The following is a 12263-nucleotide window of genomic DNA, read 5'->3' as shown; positions in this document are numbered from 1 at the left end:
AATTCGATAGAAACAGTTATGTTATTAGTATAAATAAAACGATAAATTCAAAATTCACTCATGGATTGACTATTAAAGGATTCTATGTAACCACACCGACATCTATCATTACATTGTTACTAGAATCCAATTATAGTTGAATAAATTAACTTTAAACATCCTTGCTACACATAGAAATCAAAAGTGGAATCGCAATTAAACAAAGAAATAATAAAAATAGCATTTGATATTCAGAAACATCTAATACCAGACTACCCAGGTAAGTACCAATCCCCCCTCCGCCAAAAATGGCGACACCAATTATACCTGATGATAGACCTTTATCATTTAACGCAAGCTCAAGAGCTCTACTCGCAAGAATTGATTGAACTAAAATATATCCCATTCCAAGAAACATTGTTGCGAAATAAGTCAGAAGTATGTTATGGCACATGAGCAGAAGTAACGAGATTACCGAACAGGAAAACCCTGATATTAATACTTTCCTATTTGCAATATTTTTCAAAAAAAACTGTTAAGAAACCCCGTCATAAAGCAAATAATACCAAATAACATAAGACCAATACAAACATATCTATAATCAACACCAAGAGAAGTTGAAAAATAAGCACCAATATAAGAATATGTCCCAAGCACAATAAAACCATTACAAAATGCAAGAAAGTAAATTTTACGTAATGTATTCTGTGATAGTAATGAACAAATAGCCTTGATAAATGCCGATTTTTTTGTGTTTATATAGCCACTTGAAGGTAAGCAAAAGATGGAAAAAATGACAATAAGGATAATATTGAAAATAATATAAATATATTTCTCCAATTGCTTATTTCAATTAACCACCCACCAACTGCTGAACTTAATCCCTGGCCTAAAAATATTAAACCCAGAAAAATTCCAACAAATTTAGTTAAAATTTCTTTTTCGTATAGCTCTCCTAAAATCCCTAATGAAACCGCAATAATCCCTGCTGCGAATAATCCTGTGATAAACCGACATACAGTAAGTAGAGCAATATTGGGTGCTATCGAACACAATAGAGTGGAGATTGATAAGCAAAGCATGAGTAGTAACAGTATTTTTTTCGACCATACCGATCGCTATAATAACCATAGACAGGTTGAAGTACCCCATATGGAATTAAATAGGCAGTTAAAACTATACTTACTTGAGAAATTGAAATACCGAAATCTTCAGATATGTCAGGTAAAAGAAGTGAAGCAACCCAATTATCTGCAGCGGAGATAAAACCAGCAAATCTGACTAAAATAAGAACAAAATAATTTTTCAGAAATTTATAATCGTATCCCGTTTATTTGATAATTTCATATTTAAAGTAATTAGTAAACTAAATATTAATACGTATTGACTTGAAATCAATAAACCGGTTAATTTAATCAACAATTAGTAGACTTAATAAACAAATATAATATTATTCATAGTATTAATCACTAAACATAAGTCTCACTACTAATTTGGTATAAAACACCAATTACTCATAAAACTTAAGTAGTGGAAAAGCATATATTATTCCTGAGTTAAATCATTAATACTCACAATCTCAAACATCAATTTTTCAGTTCATATTAGCCATAAAATCAAAAAATCATACATTTGATATTATTTTAATCAACTGAACCTATAACCCAGTAATCATCTGACTCAGCACTAACAGTAACAATACCGGATAGTATATCTTTAGCGAATACCGGATACACACATTAACTATAAATACCCCCTATTTCAAAGTATACTATTTCAGGGGATAGTTACATTTCCAAACGACGGCGTTTAAGGAATTCTTTAAATGAGAATTTGACATCCTGTGCATTCATTATTGTTTTGCTCTATTTGTTACCGTATCAAACCCTTATGTTTACCAGCTTTAGATAACATCTATACAACTTTGTTAGCGTAAAACACTATAGGAACATTATATTGAAACACACAGCTTCATATAACATTTCAAATAAAAATAACAAAAATAAATATCTGTGGAAGTCTTAATTTCACAATTTATTACTTATTCATAGTTTTATTGTTTAAAAATAAATTGCCCTATTTAATTGGCACCTATTTGATATTGCGCCGTTCATATACAGCCTGCGCTAAAGTACCGGCATCTACATATTCCAGCTCACTACCTAGGGGCATACCGTGCGCCAGTCGAGTGATTTTGGCTGGAAAATCTGCTAGTAACTGAGACAGAACATAAGCAGTTGCATTGCCTTCTGCGGTGAAACTGGTAGCAATAATGATCTCATCTACTTCATGCTCCTGTAGTCGGGTAATCAATTTATCTAAAGCAATCGCTTGTAAATCAGCTCCCTGCGCCGGATTAACCTGCCCCATCAACACAAAATACAAACCATCATGACAATTGGCAGCTTCCATACTAGCCACATCTACCGGCATATGTACAATCATCAGTCGCTTAGGATCGCGCTGCTCGTCGGCACAGATTTCACACAATTCACCTTCACAAAAAGTATTGCACAAACGACAATGATGCACCAGCATTAAGGCTGCCTGTATAGCAGCTACCAGTTCTTCTGCACCGGCACGTTTATGCTGTAACAATTCATAGGCCATGCGCTGCGCTGTTTTAGGACCAACGTTAGGCAGAATCTTTAATGCGTTTGTTAAACGGCTTAATGCATCGGTAGATTTAGTGCTCATTCTATTACTCATCAATAAATCGGTTACTGATTCAATTTAGCAGTAAATCCGCAACAAGCATCATTAACAGTATACAATTTCACTTGATTAATGCAATCAAAATTTCAGATATATTCATCAAAAGAAGTTTATTCTTTATAGTTAACTTTAAAGCAGCCTACTGCCATTTTCGCAAAAAATTCACTATGGTGAAATTATTTTACTTTGTATGGAGAATAATCTTACAAAGATTATTCTCCCATTTTAGTGAATTATTTAAAAAAATCACCCATACCCGCCGGTAGGTTCATTCCCTGAGTAAATTGCCCCATCCGCTCGGATGAAGTTGCTTCAGCTTTACGCACGGCATCATTCACAGCAGCAGCAATCAAATCTTCCAGCATCTCTTTGTCATCAGCAGCATCAGCTAACAGACTGTCATCAATATGGATGCGTTTTACACCGTAGTGACAGTTCATGGTCACTTTAACCATACCAGCACCAGATTCACCATCAACCTCTACATTAGCCAATTCCGCCTGCGCCTTTTTCATGCGTTCCTGCATTTGCTGCGCCTGCTTCATCAAACCACTTAAACCTGCTTTTCCAAACATGATAATTTCCTTATATTTCAAAATTAAAGGGAAAAAATTAAATAAATTTTTGCAATTATTTTTTTTCCAGACGCAAGCTTTCTGACACCCAGCTTGCATTAAATGTTTCCATCAGCATTCGCACTACAGGCTGCGCCTCTAGTATAGATTGTGCCTGTTGCTGTTCTTCAGCATGCAAACGCTGCTGGCGCATTTGCGGTGTCTCCAATGTGCTCTGTTCCTGCCAGCTACAGGTATGCAGCTGAATCTGTCGTGCATAAACTTCAGACAAAGTTCCGGCCAGTCGGGTCAGTAGCTCGCGATTGGCTGTTGGTTCACCCTGCTCTGCCAGTGCAATAGTTAAATCACCACTATTCTCATCATAAGCAGCAATTGCTGTGTGCTGGCTAAATAATTGCACAGCCCCCAACCGATGCGCCAGCAAAGTTAAAATCTCCGGCCAATTCTCCGCCGTTAACGGTGGAAAATTATCTTTTACTAAAGTTGTTTCTTTTGCATCAGTTTGAGCTGGTATCAAGGTAACTGGATCTTCATTGCCCTGTTTGACTGATGTTTCTTCCTGCTTACCTGTTTCTTCTGTATCCACCGGTTCTGGTGCAACAAAACTGCTATCAGATGTATAGAGCACATCTTCCGCACTATTTACCCATGGCGGTGGCGGTTCATCATCAGTAACGGCAGACTGAGGAGAATGCATGAGTGATGGCGATACATTTTCTGGAGTGCTACTCACCGCTATAGCCGGTATTGGTTCACTAACTGTTTTCAATTCTACCTGTGCTGGTACCGCATCTGTCTGAGGTAATACCGCAGGCTGTGATACTGAAACCGAAGCCGGTTCAGTTTGCTTGATAACAGGAGGTGTCGCTGCTAGCTGATTATTTATCGCCGGCGCATTTTGCAATTGTGTTCCGTCAATCTGTCCATGCATACGCTGTGTATTCATTGCTGCCAACGGTGCAAAGGCCAACATCCGCAACAATGTCATGACAAAGCCGGCCTTTTCATCTGGTGCCAGAGGTAAATCAGCTTTGCCCCGTAAGGCGCACTGATAATACAACTGAATCTGTTCACCCGAAAACAGGCTGGCAAGACGGGTTAAGGCTGTATATTCAGGTTCATCGGTACTAATTGCTGTTGGCACAGATTGCAATATTGTCAATCGTTGCAATAATAACGCCAGTTCAGTTAGTGCACTGTCAAAGCCCACTGCGCAACTGGCCATTTCTTCAGCTTTAGCCAATAAGGCCTGTCCATCACGTGCAGCTAGAGCATCCAGTAATGCATACAGATAGCTTTTATCTACTGCCCCAATCATATTGCGTACATCAGATTCAGTCACCATACCTGAACCAATAGCAATCGCCTGATCAAGCAGGCTGAGTGCATCACGCATGGAACCAGCAGCAGCACGACCTAACAGCAGCAGTGCTGTATCTTCATAAGTAATCTGCTCTTGTTGCAATACATAGACCAGATGGTCATGTACCTGAGTACTATTCAGATTACGCAGTACAAACTGGAGACACCGGCTTAAAACCGTAATCGGCACTTTTTGCGGATCTGTAGTAGCCAGAATAAATTTGACATGCTCAGGTGGTTCTTCCAGTGTTTTAAGCATGGCATTAAAAGCACTTTTAGACAGCATATGCACTTCGTCTATAATATAGACTTTGTGGCGTCCCATTGTGGGCGCATACTGTGCGTTTTCCAGTACTTCACGGATATTATCAATGCCGGTATTGGAAGCAGCATCAATTTCCAGCACATCTACAAAGCGACCGGCATCAATCTGACGGCAGGAATCACACTGGTTGCATGGTTCTCCGTGCTCCGTATGCAAACAGTTCAGGCTTTTAGCCAGTATACGGGCAATGGTGGTTTTACCTACCCCACGCGTTCCTGTGAGCATATAAGCGTGATGTAAACGTCCTTTATCAAGTGCATTTATCAATGCCTTGACCACATGCTCCTGTCCCACTAAATCAGCAAACTTTTTTGGCCGCCATTTACGAGCCAATACTTGATAAGTCATAACTATCCGCTACTGCTTACGCAATAAACTAAATTGATAACTCGAAAGCCGGTTAAAGCAAATTCGAAAACTCTATATTGTAAACAAAAAATGATCTAAACGGGGCAAGGTATGGTCGATAACAGCAAATAAAATAGTTTTCTGTTTTTTCAAGCAGATTGGTTAATATAACCTTGCAGGTGAAGCATAACAAGTTGGAAAAGATTTTTAATTTTTATCAGATTGTATTTGAAAGTTAGTTCGGATAGAACCAATGGAACTTATTTTTAAATTAATTTATCAGTCAATAAAGGTTCAAATAAACTTGATTTCGTTTAATTTCTTCCTAAAATTTTATTTTATTATTCATTTATTTACTATAAGATGTATCTGAAGAGTTTGATTATCGCCAGAAAAAATAATCATCGGCTCTTTTAAGTCTGGCTAGGTGTTCATAATTCTTTTTATTTAAATTTCTGCGAGGAAAAAATGTCTAAAATATTTTCTGTAAATCCGGATGTTTGGCAACTTCTCCCTGAACTTGAAATCGGCCTTGTATATGGATATCGTCATGAGTCTATAGATAAAGTTCCCGTAGACTTATTAACCAAAGCTAATCAGCAAGCTCTTAAATGGGTAATTGAAGATCCGATCAGTGCCAACCCAGTTATTAAATCATGGCGCGATACTTTTCAAAAATTTAAAACCAAGAAAGGGGCACATTGTGCAGTAGAGAATTTATTGAAAAGGGCTAAACAAGGCAAAGCAGTTAAACCAATAAATGGCTTAGTGGATGTTTATAATTCTGTTTCGTTAGAAATGGCTTTTCCTATCGGCGGATTTGATTTAGACAAGGTACATGGCAATCTTACTCTCTTGGTAGCCAAACAGAGTGAGGATTTCTGGGCAATCGGAGAAAGTGAAGCTGAAAAAACTTTGGTGGGAGAAATTATTTATCACGATGATGATTCTGTCCTGACCAGATGCTTAAATTGGCGTGATAGTACTACAACAGGATTAACAGCCACTACTCAAAATGTAGCATTTTTAATTGAAAATAATGACCCTCTACGTCATGCGGATTTTCTAGCTACTATTAATCTTTTACAAAAACGTTTGGCTGATTTTCTAGATATTAAAACCACTTCTAATATTGTTAATCAAAAACAAGATTCATGTGAGTTATCTTAAATTTATGATATAGCATTTTTATTATATTTAATCTTTTATTTTATCGCTGAATAGTTAAATTCAATATCTGTATGCTTAATCTGTATACGGTATATAAAAACAGCCATATTCATTATAAATGGCTGTTTACTTTAAACTAATGCCAATTTTACAATTTGGTACTACTATAACTTAGGCCATTGGCAATCTGGCGAACTGCTGCCACATAATGTCGGCTGTGATTGTATTGCCAGATAGTATAGAAATTATTCAGTCCAAACCAGTAATCATATTTACCGGAAGATTTTTCTAAACGATATAAAATACCTTTTTCCTGATTACCAATCTGTGCCGGAATAATCACTCCTAGCTGGCGTAGCTGGCCAGCGGTATACTTCAGTGCAGTGGGTTCATCAATAATTTGCTGTAACTGTGGCGTTATCTGCATCGCTACTGGTACAGCAATTGGCGCATCAGACTGCCAGCCATGCTGTTTCATATAGTTTGCTACTGATGCTAGTGCATCTCCTGTATTGCGCCATATATCCCGATGGCCATCACCATCCCAGTCTACAGCATATTGACGAAAACTGGATGGCATAAACTGCGGCATACCCATTGCTCCGGCATAGCTACCTTTGAAATTAAACGGATCCTGTTTTTCTTCATAGACTAGTTGCAAGAATTCTGCTAATTCACGTTGGAAATATTCTGCCCGACGCGGGTAGTGATAGCCCAATGTAGTCAATGCATCTGCTATCCGGTATGTACCCATTGTGGCACCATAGTTAGTTTCAATACCCACTATGGCTACCAGCAGTTGTGGAGCCACACCATAGTGTTTAGATACAGCCTGAATAACTTCAGCATTATTCTGCCAAAAAATATTCCCGCTACTAATGCGAATATTATTGGCATTGTTCTGTACAAATGTATACCACGGTAATGAAGTCCCCGGCCTATCCATTCCTCGGATAATACTTGGCCGGTAGCGCACTTGCCGAAAGAAATTTTCCAACTCTACCCTGCTGTAATGCTCATGCTTGACCTCATTATCGATAAAACGATTAACATCACTACGGCTTAGTAAATCTATTCCACTATCAGTTAAAGCAAATACTTTTTCATCCACAGGCAACGGTATATTTGCTGTGGCAACTGGCAGAACGGTGTTTTCATTTACAGGCTGTGTGCTTTGACAGGAAGCCAGCAATAAAGCAGTACATATAATCCGAACTAATTTCATTATTATGGTTCCTAGCATATGCTAAATGCACATTTTATACTATTTTTACCATTAATAACAAAAAAGCTGTCTGGAGCAATCCAGACAGCTTACATTATCCTGATGTGTGGTCAGTTATACTTATTCAGCAGCAGCAACGATAGTTACTGTAATAGCAGCAACGGCATCGCTGTGCAAAGCTACTTCAATCTCATATTCGCCAATGGCTTTCAGCGGGCCATTAGGCAAACGTACATTGGCTTTTACCACTTCCACGCCAATCGCAGCTTTAATTGCTTCTGCAATATCGTGGGTGGTTACAGAACCAAATAAACGACCATCCACACCAGCCTTTTGGGCAACGCTGATATTCTGACCATCCAACTTCAGTTTGCGTGCTTCAGCATCAGCCAGCACAGCTGCCTGATGTGCTTCATATTCAGCACGTTTTTCTTCAAATGCGGCCAGATTGGCAGCATTGGCGCGCTGCGCCTTACCTTGAGGAATCAAGAAATTACGCGCATAGCCATTTTTCACATTAACCAGATCACCCAGATTACCTAGGCCACCGACTTTTTCTAACAAAATAATCTGCATAATAAATCTTCCTTATTATTTATGTTGATCGGTGTAAGGCAGTAAAGCCAGAAAACGGGCACGTTTTACCGCAGTAGACAGCTGACGCTGATAATGTGCTTTGGTTCCAGTAATACGCGCCGGAATGATTTTACCATTTTCGGTAATAAAATCCTTTAACAAATCAACTGCTTTGTAGTCAACCTGTTTGATGCCTTCCGCTGTAAAGCGGCAAAATTTTCTACGTTTGAATGATTGACGAGCCATGTCGTTTAACCTTTATATTCACGAATTTGTTGGATATGCAGTACTGGGCGGGAGTGGTAAATACCTTTCTGGCTGAGAAAGCCACTGATTTCCACCATAGTTCCCAGCTGATACGGCCAGTTTTTAGCTAAATCACCCAGTACTTTCGCCTGAATTTCTACTTTCGCCAGATACTGCTGTTGCAGTTCCGTCTGCCATGATTCATGTGTAAGCCACATGGTCAGCACCGGCAAACCGGCGGGGGTATAGCGTAAATTGTCCAGACTTTTAATCTGTGCACACAGGCATAATTGATTCAGCAAACCAGCCTCAATAAATTAATCAGGCTTCAGCTTGTTCTGAAGCTGCTTCAGTGCTGTTACCCGCTAACAGATTCTTGGACTTCTCTTCTTTCATCATCGGAGAAGCTTCAGTTACTGCTGCGTCCATTTTCACAGTCAGATGACGCAAGACTGCATCATTAAAGCGGAACGCAGTTTCAATTTCGTCAATCACTTCAGGTGTGGTTTCAACATTCATTAACACATAGTGTGCTTTGTGAATTTTGTTGATTGGGTAAGCCAGCTGACGGCGCCCCCAGTCTTCCAGACGGTGAATTTTACCGTTGGCTTCGGTAATCATGGTTTTGTAACGTTCAACCATGGCACCGACCTGTTCGCTTTGATCCGGATGGACAATGAACACGATTTCATAATGACGCATGTGTACTCCTTGTGGCTAATCAATCCCTTTACCATGCGAAGTGCAAAGGGCAAGGTTGGAAAACCTGCTATTATAAGCATCTTTGCATCTAGAATCAATTAAAAACCAATGGTATCAGTCTTATTCTATAAAATCAGTTCAAACTTATGTTTTGATGAATAACTTTATATGGGCTATTAAGCACAGATTCGCCATTTACCAATATTATAGCTTTTCATATCCAGTTAGAACTATTTCATATATCACTACTAAATTTAATAACAACAGTTTACAGAGCTACTCGAAAACGCCTAACATTAATACTACTTACCAACCTCTTTTCTTTGCCACACTATGATTAACTATTTCGACTCTATGTTTGCTCGCAAAGAATTTCTGGCACGACTGATAATCCATAGCTTAAAAACCACTTCCGGTTGGCTAGAAGTAGCCTGTGCAATCATGATTATGATTGGCACTTACTGGTTTAGCCTGAAAATTTTATCAGTTATATCCAGACACACTCAGCAGCGATACATTAAATTTCCGATGCTGCTTCATTTATTTTCGCGCCTTTTATGGCCGGTAATATTGTTTATCAGTACGGTCATTGCCATGGTGATATGGCGTACTACTACTGGTGAATCAGTATTATGGTTACAACTCACGGCCTTTACCGCGCGCTGGTTACTGATGATTCGCCTCATTATGGCTGTATTGCATAACGCTATTCCCAATAACCGCTTTAATGAGCGCTATGAGCGTTCACTGTCGACTTTTTTATGGGTATGCTTTCTGCTATGGCTCACCAGTCTGGATACTTTTATTATTCATCTGCTGAAATCACTGGCTCTACCTGTGGGCTCAACCAGTCTGAGCCTTTATACTGTTATTACAGGCAGCATTATTGTTGGGATTGCTATCATTATTGCTATGTGGCTGTCGCGCATAACAGAACAACGTATTCTGAAAGCAGATAAGCTGGATATCAATCTGCGTTATGTGCTGGTTAAAATCGTTAAAACTCTGCTGGTAATCATTGCGGTACTGATTGCTCTACCGATGGTAGGTATCAATCTGACTATTCTTTCGGTATTTGGTGGCGCGCTAGGCGTTGGCCTCGGGTTAGGCTTACAGAAAATCGCCAGTAATTACGTATCTGGCTTCATTATTCTGGCAGACCATTCTGTGCGTCCGGGAGACCGCTTGAATATTAACAATTTCACTGGCTATGTCACTAAGATAACTGCACGCTTTGTGGTATTACGCAGTAGCGATGGTTCTGAAGCGCTGATTCCAAACGATACTTTCGTTTCCAATACTGTTATCAATGATTCTTACTCCAGTAAAATCATGTCTACCAATCTGACTTTACAAGTCGCCTATAATACCGATCTACCTCTGGCACTGGAAATATTGAAAGAAGCTGCCGCCAAACAGGCACGGGTATGTGATGATCCTAAACCTAACAGCTTTGTTACTGGTTTTGCTGATTCCGGAATTAACCTGTATGTAAATTACTGGATTCATGATCCGGAAAACGGCTTTATGAGTATTAATTCGGCGATTTTACTGGAAATCTGGACTCGTTTTAAAGAAGTGGGCATTAAGTTTTCTTTCCCACAGCAGGAAATACGCATTTTGAATGATGCAGAAGATCCGATTGCCTGTCATACAACACCCAGACCGGCAAATCATGCAACGATGCAATCTGCCTATCCAGAACCACTACCTACTGCATTAAATATTTCGTCTTCCTACCATTCCAGCCAGCAAACGAGTCATGATTAACATTAAACAATATAAACAGCCAATATCTGTATTGGTTATTGTTTACAATAACCTCCGGCAGATATTATTACTGGAGCGCGCAGATAAACCCGGCTACTGGCAATCTGTCACAGGCAGTCAGGAGCTGGGTGAGACTATAGAACAGACTGCGCTAAGAGAATTGGCTGAAGAAACTGGCATTCACAGTGATACGATTCATAACTGGCATCAGTCAAGTGTATTTGAAATTTACCCGCACTGGCGCCATCGCTATGCTCCTGGTGTTACTCATAATACCGAACATGTTTTTTCTTTATGTATTGCCGCAGATACCCCTGTTCATCTGGCACCAAGGGAGCATTTACGTTATATGTGGTGTTCTCTTGAACAAGCAATTGAGCAGGTGTTTTCTCCTTCTAACCGTGCTGCACTATGGCAATTACCACAACTCTGGTAATTTGATTCACCGGTCACTTTATGAACACCTATACTATTGCTACCTATAATATTCATAAAGGTATGTCCGCACTCAATCAGAAAGTACAGCTTTCTCAGATGGCCTCTGCTTTACAGCAGCTTGCTCCCGATATTCTATTTTTACAGGAAGTACAAGGGCTCAATAGTAAGCGGGCAGAAAACATTCCAGACTTTCCCCAGCAGCCACATTACCAGATTCTCAGCGAACGGCTGGACTATCACGTTAGTTATGGCCGTACTGCTCGCTATAAATATCGTGATCATGGCAATGCTATATTAAGCCGCCATCCTATTATTACTTGTCATAATCTGGATATCAGTGTCAATAATCTGGAACAGCGTGGTCTTTTGCACTGTGAAATCCAACTACCTCAATGGTCACGATCTTTGGTGTGTCTGTGCGCTCATCTTAATCTGCGTGAACCGGATCGCATTAAACAGTACCAAACCATTTCCGACTACATTGAAAGTGAAATTGATCCAGCCAATCCATTAATTCTGGCTGGCGACTTTAATGACTGGCGCCAGCGATCATATGACAGTCTGGGCTTGAAGTTAAATATGTATGACGCATTCTGTACCTACCCTAATGCACCAAAAACTTTTCCGGCGCGTTTGCCTATTTTGAGTCTGGACAGAATCTTTACCCGTCATTTAAGTGTACTTGAGGCTAAACCTTTAAGTGGCCTACCGTGGCAAAAACTTTCTGACCACTTGCCTTTATACGCTATCATTGCGCCCGAATAGACCGGCATTTAATTCAGACAATAGATTAGAGGTTGTCTTGGCTATGAGATAACTAAAGGCTGGAACA

The 12263-nt window shown here is 39.5% G+C and carries 13 protein-coding genes and 1 pseudogene; 4 read left to right on the top strand and 10 right to left on the bottom strand.

Annotation, left to right across the window (positions count from 1 at the left end):
- Positions 1 to 151 precede the first annotated feature (151 nt).
- The 5 genes and pseudogenes from MJ761_RS07400 to dnaX form a co-directional block, all read right to left on the bottom strand.
- On the bottom strand, positions 152 to 385 hold the full coding sequence (locus MJ761_RS07400) for a hypothetical protein (protein WP_176715054.1): 234 nt from the start codon (positions 383 to 385) through the stop codon (positions 152 to 154).
- A 349-nt stretch (positions 386 to 734) separates the two neighbouring features.
- A pseudogene (locus MJ761_RS07395) lies at positions 735 to 1198 on the bottom strand (MFS transporter).
- A gap of 872 nt (positions 1199 to 2070) precedes the next feature.
- Positions 2071 to 2676, bottom strand: coding sequence for a recombination mediator RecR (gene recR / locus MJ761_RS07390; protein ID WP_093091601.1), 606 nt, complete (start codon positions 2674 to 2676; stop codon positions 2071 to 2073).
- Between the two features lie 251 nt (positions 2677 to 2927).
- Positions 2928 to 3269 (bottom strand): YbaB/EbfC family nucleoid-associated protein, encoded by a 342-nt coding sequence (locus tag MJ761_RS07385; protein ID WP_093091599.1) that lies wholly within the window; start codon positions 3267 to 3269, stop codon positions 2928 to 2930.
- A 55-nt stretch (positions 3270 to 3324) separates the two neighbouring features.
- Complete coding sequence (gene dnaX, locus MJ761_RS07380; protein WP_093091597.1) at positions 3325 to 5304, bottom strand: DNA polymerase III subunit gamma/tau; 1980 nt, start codon at positions 5302 to 5304, stop codon at positions 3325 to 3327.
- Between the two features lie 468 nt (positions 5305 to 5772).
- Between dnaX and MJ761_RS07375 the strand changes: the two genes are divergently transcribed.
- A complete protein-coding gene (locus MJ761_RS07375; RefSeq protein WP_093091595.1) occupies positions 5773 to 6474 on the top strand; it encodes a B3/B4 domain-containing protein in 702 nt (233 codons plus the stop codon).
- A gap of 148 nt (positions 6475 to 6622) precedes the next feature.
- On the opposite strand, the gene mltB is transcribed toward MJ761_RS07375, so the two are convergent.
- The 5 genes from mltB to rpsF all read right to left on the bottom strand — a co-directional run bounded on the left by mltB (position 6623) and on the right by rpsF (position 9223).
- A complete protein-coding gene (gene mltB / locus MJ761_RS07370; RefSeq protein ID WP_093091593.1) occupies positions 6623 to 7699 on the bottom strand; it encodes a lytic murein transglycosylase B in 1077 nt (358 codons plus the stop codon).
- A 120-nt stretch (positions 7700 to 7819) separates the two neighbouring features.
- Positions 7820 to 8275 carry a 50S ribosomal protein L9 gene (rplI, locus tag MJ761_RS07365; protein WP_093091591.1) on the bottom strand — a complete coding sequence of 152 codons (456 nt, stop codon included), beginning with the start codon at positions 8273 to 8275 and terminating at the stop codon, positions 7820 to 7822.
- A gap of 15 nt (positions 8276 to 8290) precedes the next feature.
- Entirely contained in the window at positions 8291 to 8521 is a 231-nt protein-coding gene (rpsR, locus tag MJ761_RS07360) for a 30S ribosomal protein S18 (protein ID WP_025330416.1), read from the bottom strand.
- A gap of 5 nt (positions 8522 to 8526) precedes the next feature.
- Positions 8527 to 8823 (bottom strand): primosomal replication protein N, encoded by a 297-nt coding sequence (gene priB, locus MJ761_RS07355; protein ID WP_037405211.1) that lies wholly within the window; start codon positions 8821 to 8823, stop codon positions 8527 to 8529.
- Between the two features lie 19 nt (positions 8824 to 8842).
- Positions 8843 to 9223, bottom strand: coding sequence for a 30S ribosomal protein S6 (rpsF, locus tag MJ761_RS07350; RefSeq protein WP_037405210.1), 381 nt, complete (start codon positions 9221 to 9223; stop codon positions 8843 to 8845).
- A 333-nt stretch (positions 9224 to 9556) separates the two neighbouring features.
- On the opposite strand from rpsF, the gene MJ761_RS07345 reads away from it, so the two are divergent.
- The 3 genes from MJ761_RS07345 to MJ761_RS07335 are packed head-to-tail and all read left to right on the top strand — an operon-like array spanning position 9557 to position 12196.
- Entirely contained in the window at positions 9557 to 10993 is a 1437-nt protein-coding gene (locus MJ761_RS07345) for a mechanosensitive ion channel family protein (RefSeq protein ID WP_093091589.1), read from the top strand.
- Complete coding sequence (gene nudB / locus MJ761_RS07340) at positions 10986 to 11429, top strand: dihydroneopterin triphosphate diphosphatase (RefSeq protein WP_176715052.1); 444 nt, start codon at positions 10986 to 10988, stop codon at positions 11427 to 11429. The genes MJ761_RS07345 and nudB overlap by 8 nt, the downstream gene beginning before the upstream one ends.
- 20 nt (positions 11430 to 11449) lie before the next feature.
- The gene (locus MJ761_RS07335) at positions 11450 to 12196 is read left to right on the top strand and encodes an endonuclease/exonuclease/phosphatase family protein (protein WP_093091587.1); all 747 of its coding nucleotides are present in this window, start codon (positions 11450 to 11452) and stop codon (positions 12194 to 12196) included.
- Positions 12197 to 12263 lie beyond the last annotated feature (67 nt).

It is taken from the genome of Snodgrassella communis, assembly GCF_914768045.1.
Taxonomy (GTDB): domain Bacteria; phylum Pseudomonadota; class Gammaproteobacteria; order Burkholderiales; family Neisseriaceae; genus Snodgrassella; species Snodgrassella communis.
Note: the sequence above shows the minus strand (reverse complement) of the source record. Positions and strands in the feature narration are given on the sequence as shown.